This is a genomic window from Bacteroidales bacterium (assembly GCA_031275285.1).
Lineage (GTDB): Bacteria > Bacteroidota > Bacteroidia > Bacteroidales > UBA4181 > JAIRLS01.
Window position 1 is genome coordinate 1 of the sequence record JAISOY010000154.1, and the last position, 19,870, is coordinate 19,870.

17 protein-coding genes and 1 riboswitch are annotated in these 19,870 nt (G+C 42.2%); of the genes, 15 read left to right on the forward strand and 2 right to left on the reverse strand.

Annotated features, from left to right (window positions below; genetic code table 11):
- The 6 genes from LBQ60_15310 to LBQ60_15335 form a co-directional block, all read left to right on the forward strand.
- Positions 1 to 1,487: hypothetical protein (locus LBQ60_15310; protein ID MDR2039290.1), on the forward strand; the 1,487-nt coding region annotated here is incomplete at its 5' end.
- Between the two features lie 30 nt (positions 1,488 to 1,517).
- Positions 1,518 to 3,548: a hypothetical protein gene (locus LBQ60_15315; protein MDR2039291.1), complete on the forward strand. Its 2,031-nt coding sequence runs from the start codon at positions 1,518 to 1,520 to the stop codon at positions 3,546 to 3,548.
- A gap of 272 nt (positions 3,549 to 3,820) precedes the next feature.
- A complete protein-coding gene (locus LBQ60_15320) occupies positions 3,821 to 5,014 on the forward strand; it encodes a twin-arginine translocation signal domain-containing protein (GenBank protein MDR2039292.1) in 1,194 nt (397 codons plus the stop codon).
- Positions 5,015 to 5,098: 84 nt separating this feature from the next.
- Entirely contained in the window at positions 5,099 to 5,854 is a 756-nt protein-coding gene (locus tag LBQ60_15325) for a DUF1080 domain-containing protein (protein ID MDR2039293.1), read from the forward strand.
- 88 nt (positions 5,855 to 5,942) lie between these two features.
- Positions 5,943 to 7,349 carry a Gfo/Idh/MocA family oxidoreductase gene (locus LBQ60_15330; protein ID MDR2039294.1) on the forward strand — a complete coding sequence of 469 codons (1,407 nt, stop codon included), beginning with the start codon at positions 5,943 to 5,945 and terminating at the stop codon, positions 7,347 to 7,349.
- A 149-nt stretch (positions 7,350 to 7,498) separates the two neighbouring features.
- Positions 7,499 to 8,263 carry a C1 family peptidase gene (locus LBQ60_15335; GenBank protein ID MDR2039295.1) on the forward strand — a complete coding sequence of 255 codons (765 nt, stop codon included), beginning with the start codon at positions 7,499 to 7,501 and terminating at the stop codon, positions 8,261 to 8,263.
- 210 nt (positions 8,264 to 8,473) lie between these two features.
- Here the strand turns inward: LBQ60_15335 and LBQ60_15340 are convergent, their stop codons facing one another.
- Positions 8,474 to 11,677, reverse strand: coding sequence for a hypothetical protein (locus LBQ60_15340; protein ID MDR2039296.1), 3,204 nt, complete (start codon positions 11,675 to 11,677; stop codon positions 8,474 to 8,476).
- A gap of 273 nt (positions 11,678 to 11,950) precedes the next feature.
- Here LBQ60_15340 and LBQ60_15345 point away from each other — a divergent pair, with 273 nt between their 5' ends.
- From LBQ60_15345 to thiE, 4 genes are all read left to right on the forward strand, one after another.
- Positions 11,951 to 12,799, forward strand: coding sequence for a mechanosensitive ion channel (locus tag LBQ60_15345; GenBank protein MDR2039297.1), 849 nt, complete (start codon positions 11,951 to 11,953; stop codon positions 12,797 to 12,799).
- Between the two features lie 409 nt (positions 12,800 to 13,208).
- The gene (locus tag LBQ60_15350; GenBank protein ID MDR2039298.1) at positions 13,209 to 14,033 is read left to right on the forward strand and encodes a hypothetical protein; all 825 of its coding nucleotides are present in this window, start codon (positions 13,209 to 13,211) and stop codon (positions 14,031 to 14,033) included.
- Positions 14,034 to 14,231: 198 nt separating this feature from the next.
- A riboswitch (TPP riboswitch) is annotated at positions 14,232 to 14,323 on the forward strand.
- A 52-nt stretch (positions 14,324 to 14,375) separates the two neighbouring features.
- Positions 14,376 to 15,143 (forward strand): sulfide-dependent adenosine diphosphate thiazole synthase, encoded by a 768-nt coding sequence (locus LBQ60_15355; protein ID MDR2039299.1) that lies wholly within the window; start codon positions 14,376 to 14,378, stop codon positions 15,141 to 15,143.
- Between the two features lie 2 nt (positions 15,144 to 15,145).
- On the forward strand, positions 15,146 to 15,757 hold the full coding sequence (gene thiE / locus LBQ60_15360; protein MDR2039300.1) for a thiamine phosphate synthase: 612 nt from the start codon (positions 15,146 to 15,148) through the stop codon (positions 15,755 to 15,757).
- A 402-nt stretch (positions 15,758 to 16,159) separates the two neighbouring features.
- Here the strand turns inward: thiE and LBQ60_15365 are convergent, their stop codons facing one another.
- Positions 16,160 to 16,834, reverse strand: a complete 675-nt coding sequence (locus LBQ60_15365; protein ID MDR2039301.1) for a helix-turn-helix domain-containing protein — start codon at positions 16,832 to 16,834, stop codon at positions 16,160 to 16,162.
- Between the two features lie 138 nt (positions 16,835 to 16,972).
- Here LBQ60_15365 and LBQ60_15370 point away from each other — a divergent pair, with 138 nt between their 5' ends.
- The 5 genes from LBQ60_15370 (at position 16,973) to LBQ60_15390 (ending at position 19,777) form a co-directional block, all read left to right on the forward strand.
- Positions 16,973 to 17,362: a YbjN domain-containing protein gene (locus LBQ60_15370; GenBank protein MDR2039302.1), complete on the forward strand. Its 390-nt coding sequence runs from the start codon at positions 16,973 to 16,975 to the stop codon at positions 17,360 to 17,362.
- Positions 17,363 to 17,425: 63 nt separating this feature from the next.
- Entirely contained in the window at positions 17,426 to 18,136 is a 711-nt protein-coding gene (locus LBQ60_15375) for a PspA/IM30 family protein (GenBank protein ID MDR2039303.1), read from the forward strand.
- A gap of 111 nt (positions 18,137 to 18,247) precedes the next feature.
- Positions 18,248 to 18,802 carry a hypothetical protein gene (locus LBQ60_15380; protein ID MDR2039304.1) on the forward strand — a complete coding sequence of 185 codons (555 nt, stop codon included), beginning with the start codon at positions 18,248 to 18,250 and terminating at the stop codon, positions 18,800 to 18,802.
- A 27-nt stretch (positions 18,803 to 18,829) separates the two neighbouring features.
- The gene (locus LBQ60_15385; GenBank protein MDR2039305.1) at positions 18,830 to 19,522 is read left to right on the forward strand and encodes a YqiJ family protein; all 693 of its coding nucleotides are present in this window, start codon (positions 18,830 to 18,832) and stop codon (positions 19,520 to 19,522) included.
- A 36-nt stretch (positions 19,523 to 19,558) separates the two neighbouring features.
- A complete protein-coding gene (locus LBQ60_15390) occupies positions 19,559 to 19,777 on the forward strand; it encodes a DUF2007 domain-containing protein (GenBank protein MDR2039306.1) in 219 nt (72 codons plus the stop codon).
- The last annotated feature ends 93 nt before the right edge of the window (positions 19,778 to 19,870 follow it).

The window sequence follows — 19,870 nt, forward strand, 5'->3', positions numbered from 1 at the left end:
CTGCCGAGGCATTCACCTCCTTTTCCCTGACATGGGATGAGCATATGGATATGCTCAAGGAAGTAGCCAACATCAACAGTGTTGAAGGGGTAACACATTTGGTTTTTCATACTTACACACATAACCCCAGGACGGATTTTCTGCCGCCCGGGACATCGTTCGGCTCAGGAATCGGTACGCCTTTCCTCCGCGGACAAACATGGTGGAAACACATGCCTGAGTTCAATGCATACCTGTCACGTTGCAGCTATTTGCTCGAACGGGGAAAACCTGTATCTGACGTGCTCTGGTACCTTGGCGATGAGATAAATCATAAGCCAGACCAAAATTATCCGTTTCCCGAAGGATTCAAATATGATTACTGTAACCCGGATGTCCTGTTGAACCGGCTCACAGTAAAGGACGGAATGCTGGTTACCCCCGAAGGCATCAGCTACCGGGTATTATGGATACCCGATGCACCACGCATGTTACCACAAACCCTGGAAAATATATATACGCTCATTAAGGATGGGGCAACAGTGATCGGCAATGCCCCAAAAGGAATCGTCACACTTACCGGTGGGAAAAACGCGCAAAAACGTTTTGATGCAGCGGTGAAAAAAATATGGGGTAAAACAGTTCCAAAAGGTGTACAAAAAATCGGCAAAGGGACCCTAGTGTCCGGAACAACGCTGGATGTTGCGTTAAATGAATTAAAAATAGAACCCGATGTTACTGGAGGTGATGCTTTATGGGTGCATCGTAAGATCGAAGGAGCCGACTGGTATTTCGTATGTGCGCCTCAGGGCAAGGGCTTTAACGGGACACTCGATTTCCGCACACAAGGCAGTGTGGAACTTTGGGATCCTGTAACAGGCAGCATAACGAAAATTGCCGGCAAAAACAACGGTAAAAGAACTTCCATTGCTCTTGATCTACCTAAATCAGGCTCATGTTTTTTGGTTTTCAAACCTTCCGGAGAATCGGGAAAAATTTCTGTTGCAAAGAAATCTGAAGGTATATCTACGGATATTCCGTTTAACCGTCCCTGGACACTGTCCTTCCCTTCCGGATGGGGAGCTCCTTCCTCAATCGATATCCATCAATTACAGGCATGGAAAGATCTTGATATAGCACCTGAAGCCAAGGCTTTTTCCGGTACAGTCACTTATACGACAACATTCGATGCAAAGGATATGGCTCCGGGAACAGTATTTTCACTCGACCTCGGCCGTGTTGAAATGATTGCCGTAGTTTCCCTCAATGGAAAACAACTCCGTACATTATGGGCACCGCCTTATCGCCTTGACCTGACTGAAAATATCCAGTCAGGGATCAATACCCTGTCGATAGAGGTGACCAGTACCTGGTTCAACCGCCTGGTATATGATGCGGGACAACCAGAAGCCACCCGTAAAACATGGACCATCAACGGTCCGTCAAAAGATGCCGGACTAAGGGACAGCGGATTGCTGGGACCTGTTAAACTTTATGTACAAAAATAATATTGAACGGATGGTAAAAATGCCAAATCTATGAGATGTCTGAAAAAATACCTTTGTATTTTCATTCTTTTCTTGAGCTTCAATCTCGTATTATCCGCTAAATTGCAGTTCATCAATAATCGTCCTGAATTTTTATTGGATGAAAAAAACATCATCACAGCTCCAAAAGAAGGATTGTGGTCAGTAGCTACTCAATGGAAAAATGACTGGATGAGCAGTTGGGTACATACAGATCCTTATGAATTATCTATATCGGGCGAATGGACTATATTAAAAGGGAAGATGGTATTTCCCGAAGGTGAATTATGGCTAAGAGATGCCTATCGCCAGGTGAGGACCGGATTAATACAATGTATCCGCCGTTATGAGTGGCAGGGAACAGATACCTTATCACATATTTCACTTTCTGCCAGATGGCAGGTAATGGGAGAAAACCTGAAGCCATTATTACCCGGAATACTGTATTACGGAAATGTAATGGGGGCCCGGGTAAATCCGGATATAATTCCGGTTTACAACAGTGTACCGGGTGAATTTGCCATTTTTGAAGAACACCGCTATCCGATGCCTTTCGCCATGCTTGAAAATGCGGAAAATAAGTATGCGGTTGCCATACATACAACGCCATCTCCCGTAAGAGGAGCTGTTTTAACCGATCAGTGGTGGTCAATGGGAATTGAAGCATACAAAGGATATAGTGAAATGGTATTGTATTCAGGGCCTATCGGATATAACCAGCGAAGAAGCGTAGCAAAAGCATTGCAACAACAACCCATGTTTTACGGGGATACCTATCTCAATCTTGAACCTCAAAGGATCATTGAAAAAGAGTTTTTCATTGAAGTATACCCTATAAACAAGGAAGGTAGCGGATTTCAACCAGCCATCTATACCTCCCTGGACATGCATCAGCCTTACGATGCAGAACGGTTTACCGATTTCAATAATATCATCAAAAGTAAATACCGTTTTGCTCAAAACCGTTGGATCGACACAAAAGAGGCAATAGGGTTCGGAATGTACGATCTGAGGAAAGGGAAGGATATCGTGATGGGATGGTGTGGACAAGCTGATTCTCCTGGTTTTGCCTTACAATTGCTGGAAGAAGATTTGGATGACGCCACTATAAGTAGTAAAATCCAGCAGTCGATGGATTTTCTTACTTCCTATCCTATCCGGGACGACGGAATTTTTTCTGTCGGATACCGGGTTTCCGAAAAGAAATTCCATGGTGGTGACCATGTTTCGTGCGGGCAGGCCATGTACAATTTTGCCAAAGCTATTGAAACCGCACGAAAAAGCAGAAAATACGACACAAGAAAATGGGAAACCTTTTTGAAGACTATTTGTGATCGGCAGGCTACCCGTATACTGGATAAAAATTGGCATCCAAACTCAACAGCTGAAGGTTTTTATGTAGCTCCTTTAGCCATAGCTTCCGAGTTGTTCAAAAACAATAAATACAAGCAGGCAGCCATTAAAGCCGGAGAAGTATTTGCTCAACGACATCTCACCATGAACGGCTGCTACTGGGGAGGAACACTTGATGCTACATGTGAGGATAAGGAAGGGGCATGGGCTGCTTTTCAAGGATTTCTGGAACTCTATGAACGGTTTTATGACCAGAAATATCTTTCCTGGGCAAAACATGCCATGGATGTTTGTCTGAGTTATGTCGTGGTCTGGGATATCCCATTACCTGCCGGACGTATGGCTGACTATAACTTTAAAACCACAGGATGGACAGTTGTTTCCCCTCAAAACCAACATATCGACGTATATGGTGTGTTATTTGCTCCTGAAATATATAAAATGGGCGTTCATCTGAACGACGAAAGATTAAAAAAATTGGCACCGGTGTTATTCCGCAGTTGTTATCAGCTTACCGATCCCTTCGGTAGCCAGGGAGAGCAATTACAGCAAACAAATTTTGCACAACGCGGAGATATGAGTAATGTTCACAAGCTAAGAGGAGGATATTCCGAGAACTGGACTGTATTCTGGATTACAGCACATTTTCTGAATGCAGCTGCCCGGTTCAAAGAAATAGGTGTGATATAAAAATTTCCACATACAACTCATACCTGATTTTATTTTTCGAAAGAATAATTTAAGAACATATTTTTACTGACCGGTTTACAGTAAAGCTCTCAATTTACATTATAAAAGTTCCGGTAAATATTCACACAATACATCTATTACGCCAACTATCTGCTTTTGTAAACATTCGATATACAATCAATTTTCAATACTTAATTATATAATATCTGATCATACAAAAAATTATTATCTTTAACTTTTTGCATTAGTAGATATCTAAAATAACATTCATTATGACCAATCGCCGCGATTTTCTAAAGAATTCAGCCTTAATAGGCGCCGCAGCAACCTTATCCGCAATACCTGTCTTAGGTAAAGATCCTAAAAGAAAAACACCTTCAGTTGCGGCAAAAGTCGATACATATAAAGTGAATCTACGTTCCGCCATGCATATACCCTCTATTCCTCCCCGGAAAATTACGATTCCGGATACCGGAGGATTTAAAGTCCTCAAGGGGGATTTTCATATACACACGCTTTTTTCCGACGGGCGGGTCATGCCGGGTGACCGTGTTGCAGAGGCCGTACAGAACGGACTTGATGTCATCTCCATTACCGATCATATAGAATACCGTCCATTTTTCAGCAAAGTCGGAAAATGGAAGCTGAATGACGAACAGGGGAATGATTATAACCTTTCCTATAATCTGGCCAAACCGGATGCAGACAGTAAAAATCTCCTGTTGGTACACGGCACGGAAATCACCAAACGTACCATGGCACCCGGTCATTTTAACGTACTCTTTGCCCAGGATATAAATCCTATAGCTGCAGCCGTGGATGATTGGCGGGAAATGCTCCGGGTAGCTGCCGGCCAGGGCGGTTTTTTGCTATGGAACCATCCGGGATGGGAAGCCCCTACAAGTGGCGGCCTTGAAAAAGGAGCGCCACTCAGGTTCACCGATGAACATGAAGAAGTATGCCGGCAAGGATTAATGCACGGTATTGAGATCTTCAACGGAACCGAATACTATCCGGTAGTTTCCGACTGGTGCAACGAAAGGAACCTGGCTATATTTGCCAACAGCGACATCCATCCGAGCGAATTGAACCGGTACGGCATTCTGAATCCTTACCGTCCGATCACCCTGGTACTGGCAAAAGAACGGACAGTAGAAAGTGTCCGGGAAGCCATGTTTGCCAGACGAACCATTGGTTGGGCCGCCAATATGCTTTGGGGTCGTGATCCCTGGCTTCCTGAACTGTTCAAAGCATCCGTCCAGATCAAAACTATCACGCCGGGAACGCTGGAACTGACCAATATGAGTTCATTGCCCATCACCGTATCGCTGGGCGGTATGATCTTCGATCTGCCGGAAAATGCCAAACAGCAGGTATACCGGGCGGAAGGAATTAAAACACTCACTGTTGCCAACTGGATGATCGGTATGAACCGGCCTCTGGAAGTACCACTTGGTGAAATATAAGTATATATTTATGTGATCTTTTTATGAAATATCCGACCCAATCATTAATTACCTATACTCCCACCCGATTTAACATATAAGCAAATGAAAAAAATATATTATTTACCGATCCTCCTATGCATATTCATATCTATCTGTTCCTGCAAAAGTGTAAAAAAATCCGGTCAGACTACTGATCAGAAAACAAAGGATGGATGGATCACGATCTTTGACGGAAAAACCTTCAACGGATGGCGCGGATACAACAGAAACGATATCCCTTCACTTTGGACCATCGACCCCGACGGTTCCATGAAAATAAACGGTGCCGGAGGAGGCGAAGGAACAAGCGGAGGCGGTGATATCCTGTATGATAAAAAAGTAAAGGATTTTGAATTCGAACTGGAGTGGAAGGTTGCAAAAGTGGGAGGAAACAGCGGTATCATGTACCTTGCCCAGGAAGTGAAAGGAGAACCCATGTATATTTCCGGGCCCGAATACCAGATCTTAGGAAACAACAATAATGAACCTAATGTGCATAAATCGGCTTCCTTATATGATATGATTGCCGCCAGACCACAAAATGCCAATCCCATAGGCGAATGGAACAAGGCAAAGATCAGGGTACACCATGGGAAAGTAACCCATTATCAGAATGATGTAGCGGTAGTAGAATATACGCTCTGGACACCACAATGGGAAGAATTACTGAGTAAAAGCAAATTCAGTAAAGAAAAGTGGCCGTTGGCTTACCAGTATCAAAGCAATCTGGGGGGAGACAATAAGGAAGGTTATATCGGCTTGCAGGACCATGGTAATGAAGTATGGTTCAGGAATATAAGACTTAAAGAACTTAAATAAATCAATTCCGAATTCAAAATTTAAAATTCAAGATTTAGGATATTTAATAATCTTGAATTCGGAATTTTGAATTTTAAATAAAAATAACATGGGATCAAAAATCACCAGAAGGGATTTCCTTCACAAAAACGCAATGATTGTCGGCGGACTTACGATTGTTCCAAGCAGTATACTGGGAAAAACGGTCGGTAAAACCGCTCCGTCCGATAAACTGAATATAGCAGGTATCGGAGTTGGAGGTAAAGGGTCGGTGAACCTTCGCCAAATGAACGCTGAAAATATTGTGGCCTTATGTGATGTCGACTGGGATTACGCCAGGAAGGTATTCGACACATACCCCAAAGCGGAAAAATTCCAGGATTATAGGGTGATGTTTGACAAGATGGGAAAGGGCATAGACGCCGTTATGATCGCTACTCCGGATCATACCCATGCTATTATTGCCGCAGAAGCCATGGCCATGGGTAAACATGTTTACTTGCAAAAACCTTTGACACATTCCGTTTATGAATCGCGACTACTGACCAGACTTGCTGAAAAATATCAGGTCTGTACCCAAATGGGGGATGAAGGAGCTTCGAGAAACGGATTCCGGCAGGTAGCCGACATCATCTGGTCGGGTATGATTGGTGAGGTAACCAGAGTAGAAACCTATACCAACCGTCCCATCTGGCCGCAAGGCTTACAAAGACCGACAGAAGAACAGGCGGTTCCCGAAACACTTAACTGGGAACTGTTCGTCGGACCGGCCAAAATGCGCCCGTATAACAAAGCCTACCATCCATGGAACTGGCGTGGCTGGTGGGACTTCGGAACTGGAGCATTAGGCGATATGGCGTGCCATATTATTCACCCGGTATTCCATGCGTTAAACCTGGGATCGCCTGACACCATCCAGGCCAGTTCGACAGCTGTTCTCCCCGACAGCGCTCCTCACGCAGAATGGGTACGCTATACATTCCCATCCCGGGGAAGCATAGGTAGCGCCAATGTTGCCCTTCCGGAACTGACGCTGGACTGGTATGACGGAGGTCTGAAACCGCCCCGTCCCAAAGGTTTACCGGAAAACAAAAAATTTGCTGATGGGGGAGTTATCTATTATGGTACCAAAGATACCCTGATAGCTACCGGAGGTATTTACCTGCTATCCGGAAAAGAAATAGATGTTCCCTCTCAACATAGGATCGTTGAAATTTCGCATGAAAAGGATTGGGTAAGAGCCTGTAAAGAAAAAGCCCGAAACCGGGTCAAACCTGTTTCCGATTTCAGCGAAGCAGGACCTTTAAATGAAATGATCGTTGCCGGTGTAGCTGCCGTTCGCCTGCAAAGCCTAGGTAAGGAATTACACTGGGATACTGCCGGTATGCAGTTCAAAAATATAAATCCCGGAGAAACCATAAAAATGGGTAATGAGTCGATTAATGCGCAGGCATTTGCACAGGAACTGATCAGACACACTTACCATAATGGATTCAAATTGATGGATATGCCCTGAGAATTAAGCACTCAGTGCTATTTATTGTTTTCTTAAGTCACATTGATCAAATGGATTACGTTCTGAAAATATGATATTAATTGTTTTATCTTACTTATTATAAGTGTTATAGCTTTTTCAGAAAACATAGGTTATAAAACCATTCAAATATGAACGGTATTAGTCTGGCATTCATTTCATTTTTCTTCCTTCATCAAAATACAGACACAAGATGCAAAGACCTACGGCCGCTTTTTGAAAAGTATGAAATTACGGTCAAAAATCAAGGAGCGCGTGGAACCTGTTCCATCTTCACCATCGTAGGATTGATTGAGTTTGAACGGGCCAATGTATTGGGTGACCCGACACCCCTGTCTGTAGAATACCTCAACTGGGCGGCCAATAAAACCGAAGGAAGGGATGCGGATGGTTCCTTTTTCCATTATGCTATAGACGGCATGTTAAAATATGGCATATGCGCCGACGATTATATGCCTTACGCCACCCGTTTCAGTGAAAAAGCAGAACCATCGGAAGTCGCCAGGAAGGATGCCGGCTCAAGGAAGACGGGACAAACAATCTGGATAAAAACATGGGATCCGAAAAACGGCATTACTGCCGGACAATTGCAGAAAATAAAAAAAGAACTGGATGGCAATCATCCGGTGGCTATTGGATTTCGCTGGCTGAAAGGTGAAGTGGAAAACAAGTACCTGGAAGGCGGTGAACTGGCGATGGTAACTGAAGAACAGGTTTTTGACGGACATAGCGTGTTGATTGTTGGTTATCATAATGACGAAAAAACACCCGGCGGCGGATACCTGATCTTTAAAAATTCCTATGGTGAATCATTTGGTGATAATGGCTACGGCCGTATTCCATACGCTTATGCCCTACTATACGCAAATGATGCCATGGCACTACACCTCAATTAAAAACTAACTTTACATTAAAATGTTCATAAAGTCAAAAAGTCGGAATGTTTATAAAGCTTGAATATCCCACATTACTTTTTAACTTTATAACTTTATGAACTTTTTTGCTTTTCATCTTTTAATTCATTACTCGCTGACGCTCATGAGACCTGCTAACGCCTAAGTTCTCAATTCTCAATTCTCAATTCTCAATTCTCAATTCTCAATTAATTAGTTCTTTGTTTTTACATAGGAAACCGAAAAGTAAAATGTAGTGCCCATACCCGCTTCTGAAGCAACCCATATCTCCCCTCCCATCAGATTGACCAGGTTTTTCGATATAGCCAGTCCCAATCCTGTTCCTCCATATTTTGCCGAAATATCGTCATTTGCCTGCCTGAAACGATCGAAAATAACTTTCAGCTGGTCTTCATTCATACCGACTCCGGTATCTTCCACATAAAAGAGGATTTTATCTTCTTTCCATCGATAACCGTATTTGATATAACCAAATTCCGTAAATTTAATGGCATTGTCGATCAGGTTGGATAATATCTGCTTGAGCCGGAAAGGATCCAGATATGCCGTAAAATCAAGTATAGCATCCGAATCATCGAAAATCAGGACAAGCCGTTTCCGGGAATCCTGTAAAACCGCATCATAAAAAACCCTCAGTTCCTGCATTAACTCGTTCACCCGGCATTCGGACCTCACAATCTGAAGCTGCCCTACTTCCAATTTGGAAATATCCAGGATATCATTAATCAGTTTTAACAAACGCTGGCTATTGCTATTGATAATACCGATGTATTCTTTCTGGCGATCTAGAGGAAGGTCTTTATCTGTAATGATGTTCAGGAGACCTATGATCCCGTTCATGGGTGTACGGATCTCGTGGGACATGTTGGCCAGAAAAGCCGACTTCAGTTTATCCGACTCCTCTGCCTTATCCCTGGCTTTCACTAATTCCGACGTCTTTTCTTCCACCATTGCCTCCAGGTTCTTCTTATAGGATTCCAGTTCATCGTTTACCTGCCGCAATGCTGAAAATGTTTCGTAAAGCTCCTGGTTTTGTGCGGATAATTCCTCATTCTGCGCCTCTATCTCTTCACGCGTTTCTTTCAATTCCTGATTCTGAACGCCTATCTCATCGTTCTTCTTTTGTATCAGAGCCGTACGTTCAGTCACCAGGTTTTCCAACAGTTGGTTCCTTTGCCGTAATATTTTCGTATATGCGTGAATCGCCAGATAAAGCAATATCCCGAAAGCAAGCAGACAGATCAGGTAAAACCACCAGGTCACCCAGAACGGCTTGGGTACAGAAAAATGAACGGATGTATACTCACTCCAAAGATCATTTTTTCCTTTCGTACGGAACATAAAGACATAATTTCCCGGAGGAAGGTTGTTGTATTGCGCTGTATATTCCTTACCTACCATAGGTATGCTGTCTTTGGTAGGGCCTTTCAGAAAATACTCATACAGGTTATCCGACTCATAGGTAAAAGATAAAGCCGTCATTTCGAAATGAATGGAATGATCGAAGGCTGGAAGGTCTTTAGAATCGATCCAAGAAACAGGAACATTATTTACATTGATGATCAAATCATTACGAGGTGGAATGGAATAATGGGGCATATTATGGTAGTCAAAAACGGAAAGCCCCTGATAAGTACCTATCCACAACAGGTTGTCACGGTCCAGCAGTAGTGAACCGATGCTGACCTCATTATGGGACAAACCGTCCTTTTCGGTAATTTCTATCTCAGGCTGACCGGTTGCCAGACAGATATATTTGGCTCCGTCATTTTTCCCTATCCACAAGTGGTCATCATCCATTCCCCGGCAGATGGAATTCACTGTACCCTGGACCAGGAAATGCAAACTATCGTTGCGGTATACGCCTAACCCATTCTCTGTTCCGACCCATAGATCGTCACCTGAAACATACAATCCCCACGCCGAATGATCCAATAGTAACTTCTGTTCAAAGGATTCACCGTTAAAAACACATATTCCGGCATGATTAGCTGCAATCACCTGTTCCTTATATTCGGTAAAAATGAATACCCCGGAGGAGATTTCCGCATCGTATTTCACCTTGGGAGCCTGGTAGTCCTTTAAATAATAAAGGATCCCGTTGTACGAATCAGAGACAAAGATCTCACCTTTCGATGAAATATATACGCATTCCACATACCCGATAGGTTCATTAAAGGTACGGGTATACACGGTAGACAATGTATGGGCGTCAATAATTTTCAGGTAAAGCGGATGGACAATCAGAATATTGCCATTGGATAGCTCCTGTACTGCAATGGATTGGTAATCGAAATGAAACGGAAATAACCGGTCGGATATCCTGACAACCTTACCCTGGTCAATATAACAGACATTACTTTCGGATGCAAACCAGATACGCCCTTTTTTGTCTTCAAATACATTGGATATATATCCGGTATATTCCGAAGGGTCGATCTTCCGGATACTTTTATTGCCCAGCTTCTGCAATCCCCCGACCATTCCGATCCAGGTGTTGTTCTCGTAATCGCAGAACAGGCTGTATAAAGTATAGCCTGCCAGCCCGTTTTCCCGGTTGTAGAGATCGGGAACATCTTTAAATGAATTGATCTGAAAAGCAAATCCGCTGGTGATCCCCCAGATAGATGCATCGGCAGCCTGCGTGATTTTCTTTATCCTGTGGTTCAGGTACGGATAACGTTTTTCTTTATCCAGTTTTACTCCCGGAACTAACTGGTCTGCAGCGATCCTGTACAAGTCATTACCTGCAGCTATCCAGAAAAAATGATCTTTATCCGCATATACATAATAGATCCCCGGAAAAGCGATGATCTCCATACATTCATAGTTCTCCTTCATGTAGTACAATCCACGTTCGGTAGCCAGATATACGGATGAAGAATCAGGATGCTGCGTTACAGAATAAACACGTTGAAAAGATGGGGACAACAAAGATCCGGCGTCCACACATCTTCCCTCGGCTGTCAGTAATCCGAATCCGGTCTCCCCATAAAACCATTTATTATCGGCCCGGTCAACAAAAATCGAATGGAATACGGTATCCGGGAAAATGGTATGTATAGTGTCGTTTTTTAACAGGGATATTCCTCCGTGTGTGGCAAAATAAATAACTCCTTCACGGTCTTGCTGGATATCCAATATCGTGTTGTGCGCCATTCCGTTATCAGTAGCATACAAACGGGTGGTCCTTCCGTTATAACGGACTGCCCCTGATTGGGTACCGGCCCAGATATAGCCCTGTTCATCCTGAAAAACAGACATGACATCTACCTGTGGCAACCCATCCTTAGTACCGTAATATTGAAAATTATAAAGGCCGGTCCCTTCTTTGCTCCAAAGAATGACAACCTGAACAACAAAAACAAGACAAAACAGGATTTTTTTTCCCGACATCCTACCACTTATTTACCTGGATGGATCTTTCCATGAATCACTCTATATGAAAGAATTTAACACAGATTTGAATCCATCATATCACTATAATTCAAAACTGTAAATATAGATATTTTTGATCAGTTACGTTCAAAGGAGGGAATGATTGATGAAACATGAACCATAGCGATCATTCCGGGTATTCCTTGTCCTTCGTTTTATAGGTTCATTTAAAATAATGCGCTACTTTTGCATCAAATTCAATTATCAACCAATAAATTATAAGCATTGATCATGGAAGAATTAAGCATGGAAAAATTATCTACCGTCAACTGGCAGGAGTTATTATCCGGATTTGCCCACAGCCTGATCTCCTTCGGCGGAAAATTACTGATTGCGGTATTGATCTTTGTGGTGGGCCGCTGGATCATCAAAAGGATTAACAAATTCGTAGGTAATATCATGACCAAAAAAGAGGTGGATAAATCCCTTTTTTCCTTTGTCAGGAGTTTGATCAGCATTACATTGAATTTTGTGCTCATCATTATCATCATCAGCATTCTGGGTATAGAAACCAGCTCGTTCATCGCGCTGTTCGCTTCCGCCGGTGTGGCCATAGGTTTGGCCCTCAGCGGTACCCTGCAGAATTTCGCAGGAGGCGTCATGCTCTTGTTGTTCAAACCATTTAAAGTGGGGGATTTTATCGAGGCACAGGGACAGGGCGGAACGGTAAAAGAAATACAGATCTTCAACACCATCCTGACTACCGGGGACAATAAAACGGTGATCATCCCCAACGGCGGATTGTCTACCGGAATGATGACCAACTACTCCACTACCGGCACACGGCGGGTGGAATGGACTTTCGGGATTGCCTACGGCGACAGCTATGATAAAGCCAGGTCCGTAATCGAGCGGTTACTAAAAAGCGACGAACGGATACTGAACGATCCGGCATATTTCATTGCCCTGACCTCACTGGGCGACAGCTCGGTAAATATAGTGGTCCGGGCATGGGTCAATTCCGGAGATTACTGGGGGGTATATTTCAATATGAACGAAAAGATATACGGTACTTTTGCCAAAGAAGGATTATCGATTCCTTTCCCGCAAATGGACGTACATCTATACAGTGAAAAATGATCCTTGTAAAGTAGAAAGGTTCATAAAGTTAGAAAGTAGAGACATTGATTATTGATGATTGTTTATTGATGATTGATTAGCTATTAGTTTATAGTTCATCATTACTCGCTGACGCTAAGTTCATCATTCATCATTCATCATTCATCATTAATTTTTCATTTTCAACTCTCCATTTTCCATTGGTTATTACCAACAATGCTCACTTATGCTACACAGTCATTGTCCCACAAAACAATCCTTTCATCAACAATTTTCATCCGTCCGTAAAAAACCGATCAGATTAGTAAAAAATTATTATGTATATTTGTTTCGATTATCATCTGTCGAGTACTTCGGCACTTAATTATTTTAATCAGAGAAAAAATAAACCATTCATACATTTTTATTCATCACTTAATTGTTAACCCTTATGAAAAATTTTTTATGTTTACTTCTGGCAGTTTTGGCTTTTAACCTGGTATCATGTAACGATGATGACAAAGATTGCCCCGAATGCGAAACGTGTACCGAATGTGCGGAGTGTCCTGAATGCCCGGATTGTCCTAAACCCACCACCGATGAAATCAATGAGCTGGCTTATGCCAATGAGAATGATTGGTACAATTATGACCTGAAAGGAAAGGTAAAACAGAGGACTGAATTATACTATGGTAATGCTACTTTCGATGCCGATGGAAGTCTTTTGGAAAAAGGGGATGTAACCCAACAACAGGTTATTGAGTTCAACAATCTGGGATTTATCACTGCAGAAAAATATTATGAACTGCGCCAGTTTAACGATGTAAATAATACAAAAAAGCTAGTCATATCTAGTGAAGAGACCTCCGCATTTAATGCCAAAGGACAGGTCACGGAAGAAATTTCTACTTCCTATCAATATTCATATAACGATCCTAATGAAGTACCTACCATTAGTTTCATAAATAAAAAAACATATACCTATACCGAAACCCAGGCTACCGAAATTGAATCTGATAGTTCTGACGGGGGGGTAACATGGACCGATCGACAAAAAACCGTTTATGAATTAGACGAATATGGCCGTACTGATTGGAATAACTCGACCAAATATCTACCAAAGTCAACGGAATGGAATGATACACCAAATGAAGGAAGAGAAAATAAAGTGACAAAAGATAACAAAGGGAATATAACTTCTTCTTTACAATATAGTTTTTATCCTGGACCATATCAATACTTTGATTATTATGAATATACTTATCTGTATTATTGATAAATACTGGCTGTTCCAAATGATATTTCATGCGAACAGAACCATCTGATACAAGAATTAATAAATGGCAGCCCGGTGAGGCTGCCATTTATCTTTTACACAATCCGGTCTACCGTTCGACAGACACCTTTCGTATGGTGATTTTTTGCTGATACCATCACCAACATCCTGAAACAAAAAAATAAATCGTATCTTTGCCGTGTAAACTAGGGGTGCCGAATAAAGGCTGAGATCATACCCTTTGACCTGACCGGGATAATGCCTGCGTAGGGAAGTTGGAATCCCCCACCCTTCTTCTGTTCCTCTGGTTTATTAAATGAATTATCAATTTAATCAATCAAAATGGAACAAACCGTATCTGCAGGAATCATCGATTCCTATTTCAAAAAACTCAAAAAAAACCTGGCTGTAGATACAGCCATTGTCGGAGGAGGACCTTCCGGAATAGTAGCCGGATATTATCTGGCCAAAAAAGGCTATCAGGTAGCCCTGTTCGAACAAAAGCTGGCTCCGGGAGGAGGAATGTGGGGCGGCGCCATGATGTTCAATGAAATCGTGGTCCGCAAAGACGCCCTTCATATACTGGATGAATTCGGGATAGCTTACCAGGCATATGAAGACGGCTTTTACACGCTGGATTCCGTACATGCCACCGCATCGTTGATCTACCATGCAACACAGGCCGGAGTTTCCATCTTCAACTGTGTGTCGTTCGAAGATGTGGTCTTTCAGAACGAACAGGTGGCCGGAGTGGTATTGAACTGGGCGCCGGTATCCCGGGAACGCATGCATGTGGATCCGTTGGTGGTCACGGCAAAAACAGTATTGGACGGAACAGGACACGATTGCATGGTTGCCCGCACCCTGGAAAGAAAGAACGATATCCGGCTCTTTACACCGACGGGAAAAGTGGTCGGGGAGCGTTCCCTTTCCGTGGATGAAGCGGAACGTACAACAGTAGAGAATACCAAAGAAATATTTCCCGGATTATTTGTTTCCGGAATGGCTGCAAACGGTGTCAGCGGCGGGTTCCGCATGGGGCCTATTTTCGGGGGAATGTTACTTTCCGGGAAAAAGGTGGCTGACCTCATCGCCGAAAAACTGAAATAACCGTGGAATCATTCGGAGTATATATCATTATGACCCGGCCGGTATTACCGTACACGGTCATTGCTGAAAAATGCGTCGCAAATAAGGTCAAAATGCTTCAATTGCGGGAGAAGCATCTTCCGGACAAGGAGTTATTACGTATCGCCCGGGATATCCGCCGGATCACCAGAGGTACCGGCACCCGGCTGGTGATCAACGACAGGCCGGATATAGCCGTCCTTTGTGATGCGGATTATTTACATCTGGGCCAGGACGACATCAGTATCGAAGATGCCCGGAAGATCGTCGGCGACATGAAAATAGGATTATCGACCCATTCTATCCAACAAGCGAAAAAAGCACTGGCTGAACGTCCTGATTACATAGGGTTCGGACCAGTCTATCCGACCAATGCGAAAGCCATACCCGATCAACCGACAGGTGTGGAACCGCTTAAGGAAGTACTGGGGTTTTCGAATGTTCCCGTTGTGGCCATAGGCGGAATATTTCCTGAAAACATGCAGGAAATACTGGATGCCGGAGCCGCAAATATTGCCATGGTCCGTTATTTCATGCAATCGGAGGATTTTCAAGAAAGGCTCTCCGGAATAAACCAACGACTCCGTCAGGAATAAAATAACCCTGCAATATATTTTTCCCGAAGGAAAAATATATTGCAGGGTTATTTACCACCCACTATCTATTGATTATTTTAAGTCGAAAAGTATGAATGTTCATAAAGTTTGAAAGTAGAACCAGGCAATTTTTTCGACATACTTTTTATTTTTTAATTCATTCATCATTCAAAGTTTTATTGGAGAAGTTAAAACGTTGGAAAGTTCATAAAGTCATAAAGTTGAAAATCAAAAAGTAGGAACGATGAACAATAAATGATGAACTGAAAAATTCATAGTTCAAAGTTCATTTTTCATTACTCGCTGACGCTAAGTTCATTATTCATTATTCATCATTCGTAGTTCATAGTTAATTACTTGCCTACGCTAAGTTTTCCATTTTCAATTCTCAATTCTCAATTCTCAATTATTTAATCCGTATACTGCGCGCAGGACCCAATAATCCGCATCGGAATCAATATCGAAAGGATACTCGACCAACTCATTAAGGTACAGGGACATTTGTCCGTTCTGTTCCCGGTATACGCCGTTTTTAATGCCCGAATGATCGACCATCAAGCCGAAACGGCCTTTGATACGATGGATATTTTCTTTCACTACCCGTTCATAAAATAAGATATCCCCATTCTTGTATTCAAAATTTTCCGGAAGGCTTTCCTGATCCTCTATTTCGAATGCCATTAAGCCGAATCTGGCATTGGAAGGGATCACTATGTGCGGTAATTTCCTGATAAATGCTTCATCACGATAATTATCGATGTAATCGGGAAGATAAGCTGCCGAGACATAGGGGATCCCGGTCATTCGATGGTTTCTTTTCAGATCCTCCGTTTCCAGTACCAATCCGGTATTGTATTTCAATAATTCATTTACTGAAAGGTCTTTTTGGATAAAGTCGTCGAGGGGTATGCCAAAATATTTAGCAATTTCAACCACTACTTCTATCTTTGGATCTGCCCTTAATTCCTCATAGGAAGATACGTTTCCCCGAGACAATTGAAAAATATCAGCAAAGGCTTGCTGGCTCAAACCCTTGACATTCCTGATCTTTTTAATATTTTTTCCAATCCTGCTCATAAAAAATATCTTTTTTATTTGGTATGTAAATTTTTTTAGCTATTTTTGCTAAAAATATGATGCAAATATAAGGCTTTTTATCAAAAAGCAAATATTACATCGAAAGGGTTTTATGAACAACACTTAAAATTTACGCCTATGTATTACAAAAAAATCGAATCATACATATCCCAGCTCGGATATACGATTACGTTCCAGGACGAAAAGGAAGGCATATTTTGTATTGAAAACGAGGCAGACGGTATAAAAAACCTGATCATCGGGGTAGCACCTCCCATCGTCGTAATGGAGCAGTTTATCTTTACTATGAAGAGCAATGATCAGGAGATCATGAAATCATTGCTTCAAAAAAACCGGGACATTGTACATGGTGCCTTTGTCCTCGATGAAACGGGCACCAAAGTTATTTTCCGGTATACCATGCAGGTGGAAAGCCTGGATATTAATGAACTGGAAGGCGCCCTGAATTCGCTGGGACTTTTACTGAGCGAATATTACGAACAGATCATCGAATTTAGCAGGAAGTAGAAAGTATAAAAGTTATAAAGTTGGAAAGTAAAGACAGAAGATTAAATTTTAAAATATAATACCATGAATATTTTTAAGAGGCTTTTAAGGATCGGGCAGGCCGAAATCCATTCGGCAGTAGATAAAATGGAGGACCCCATTAAAATGACCGAACAGGGGATCCGTGAAATGAAGGAAGACCTGGAAAAGACAGTAGAATCACTGGCTAAAGTAAAAGCAATGGCTATCCGGACCAAAAACGAAAAGAACAAAAAAGTGGTCGAAGCGCAGGATTACGAAAACAAGGCCGTTTTATTGTTGTCCAAGGCGCAAAAAGGCGAACTGGATATGGTTCAGGCAGAAAAACTGGCACGTGAAGCGCTGGCCATTAAAGAACGTTTATTCAATGAATGTGCGGATCTGGGCGGGCAACAACAGACACACGAAAAAGCTGTGGATGATATTCAGAAAAATGTGGACATCCTGAAATTCAACATCAATAAATGGGAAAATGAACTGAAAACACTCAGGGCCAGGGTAAAAGTAAGCCGTGCCACCAAAGAAGTCAACAAACAAATGGCCCAGATAGACAGCAACAGTACCATCAGTATGTTGGAGCGGATGAAAGAAAAGGTGGAAGAGGAAGAAGCACTGGCACAGGCTTATGGTGATCTTGCCAAAAATAACAAGTCTGTGGATGATGAAATCAACCATGCCATCGGCAGCGAAGCGGAAAAAGTAAACCAGGACCTGGATGAAATTAAAAAGAAACTGGGCATTATCTCCGGTGTTTAGTGCATCCGCATTTTGTAACTTTAACATATTTTTGTTCGTATCTAATTAAATGTTAATTTAGTATTTCGAAAAGTCAAAGGGGTAATTTGTTACAACCATAATTTAATGAATATGAATTCCAGAACATTGTGGACCATCATTATCAAAGTTTTAGGCATTGTACTGATTGTTCAGTTTATTCCTTATCTGGTACAATTCATCGCTGTATTACCTTTAAGTATAGCAAGACCTTTCTCTGAATTCATCCTGATGGCAGGCATATCTACATTGACTATAGTCGTTTATCTATTCCTGCTATGGCTTTCTTTTTTTAAAACATCATGGATCATTGATCGGCTCAGGTTGGAAAAAGGAATGGAAAACCAGAAAATAGAGTTCCCAACGGATCGAAAAGTAATACTATCCATTGTAATTATGGTTACCGGAGGATTTATCCTGGTCAGAAGTATACCCGGCCTGCTCGGATCGCTTTATCAATTTTCCCAGAATAGTAATGTACTTTTCCAACATAGAGTTTCTGCGAATGGAATCATTATCAAAGTCTCAGAAGCATTGATCGGTCTGTTATTGTTTGTGTACGGAACCCCCATAGGTAACTATATAGATAAAAAAACAAAAAATGAGATTACCGAAGAAGGAAACAACGTAGATACGAATCATGAATAATTTTATTTAACCATAGATATCGATTTTATGACCGAAATCCTGCATACACTTTTTAATCCCTTACCTAATGCGGTCATGACCGTTTTAATGGGGGTAATAGTTGTATATTGGTTGTTTGTGATGCTGGGCGGCGCAGGATTCGGCGATGTAGACCTGGGTATCGGTTTCGGCGATGTAGACGTAGATGCGGATGTGGAAATCCCGGATGTAGATGCAACAGCAGATTCCGACAGTGATGTCCCGTTGGAAAAATCGGAAGGTGCCATGTCCCGATTCCTCAATTACCTGAATATCGGAAAGGTGCCGTTCATGCTGGTACTCTCCACATTCAAATTCCTTACCTGGATGTGTACCCTCATCACGACCCAGTTCATTGCCATGGAATCATGGGGAGCAAAGTCTTTACTGATCCTGGTACCTATGTTTGCTATAGGAATAGTATTCACCAGATATGCCACTAAACCAATGGTTCGATTTTTCAAAAAAATAGGATACCAGGGCGAAGAGGAAATAGATTTTCTCGGACGCTCGGGTAAAATGCTGTCCACGATCAAAGAACAGAAGATCGGGTGTGCCGAATTCATCATCGATCGTAATCCGATGAAATTAAATGTAGTCAGTCATACAGGAGAGGAGATCTCTTATGGCGATACCGTAATGGTGACTGATGAATCGGATGACAGGAAGATTTATTATGTCACTAAGGAAATAACACTTTAGTAGAGTGATAAGTGATCAACATTAGTCGTGAATAATATGGACAAGTTAGTTACTGTTTTTTCCGCTCCCCATCTGCATGAGATCGGTATTCCTCAAAGCCTGCTCGAATCGGAAGGGATCAAATGTTTTATCAAAAACGAAATGATCGGAGCATTATACTCGGGTGTCATCGGCAACATCCAGCTACAGGTTTCTGCGGATGATGCGCCAAAAGCCATTGAGATACTGGCCAATGGAGGATTCAGTTACGAATAATGAATGGTAAATCATAAGATTGGGAACTCATCTGTTGTGGGGGTAGAGTATATGTAAAAAAGATTTTAGGGATATCATTTTGGCAGGGGTAGA

Bases quoted from the DNA above. Each gene is read 5' to 3' on its own strand.
- LBQ60_15315 (MDR2039291.1), top strand. From the start codon at position 1,518: ATGAGATGTCTGAAAAAATACCTTTGTATTTTCATTCTTTTCTTGAGC.
- LBQ60_15320 (MDR2039292.1), top strand. From the start codon at position 3,821: ATGACCAATCGCCGCGATTTTCTAAAGAATTCAGCCTTAATAGGCGCC.
- LBQ60_15325 (MDR2039293.1), top strand. From the start codon at position 5,099: ATGAAAAAAATATATTATTTACCGATCCTCCTATGCATATTCATATCT.
- LBQ60_15330 (MDR2039294.1), top strand. From the start codon at position 5,943: ATGGGATCAAAAATCACCAGAAGGGATTTCCTTCACAAAAACGCAATG.
- LBQ60_15335 (MDR2039295.1), top strand. From the start codon at position 7,499: ATGAACGGTATTAGTCTGGCATTCATTTCATTTTTCTTCCTTCATCAA.
- LBQ60_15340 (MDR2039296.1), bottom strand. From the start codon at position 11,677: ATGTCGGGAAAAAAAATCCTGTTTTGTCTTGTTTTTGTTGTTCAGGTT.
- LBQ60_15345 (MDR2039297.1), top strand. From the start codon at position 11,951: ATGGAAGAATTAAGCATGGAAAAATTATCTACCGTCAACTGGCAGGAG.
- LBQ60_15350 (MDR2039298.1), top strand. From the start codon at position 13,209: ATGAAAAATTTTTTATGTTTACTTCTGGCAGTTTTGGCTTTTAACCTG.
- LBQ60_15355 (MDR2039299.1), top strand. From the start codon at position 14,376: ATGGAACAAACCGTATCTGCAGGAATCATCGATTCCTATTTCAAAAAA.
- LBQ60_15365 (MDR2039301.1), bottom strand. From the start codon at position 16,834: ATGAGCAGGATTGGAAAAAATATTAAAAAGATCAGGAATGTCAAGGGT.
- LBQ60_15370 (MDR2039302.1), top strand. From the start codon at position 16,973: ATGTATTACAAAAAAATCGAATCATACATATCCCAGCTCGGATATACG.
- LBQ60_15375 (MDR2039303.1), top strand. From the start codon at position 17,426: ATGAATATTTTTAAGAGGCTTTTAAGGATCGGGCAGGCCGAAATCCAT.
- LBQ60_15380 (MDR2039304.1), top strand. From the start codon at position 18,248: ATGAATTCCAGAACATTGTGGACCATCATTATCAAAGTTTTAGGCATT.
- LBQ60_15385 (MDR2039305.1), top strand. From the start codon at position 18,830: ATGACCGAAATCCTGCATACACTTTTTAATCCCTTACCTAATGCGGTC.
- LBQ60_15390 (MDR2039306.1), top strand. From the start codon at position 19,559: ATGGACAAGTTAGTTACTGTTTTTTCCGCTCCCCATCTGCATGAGATC.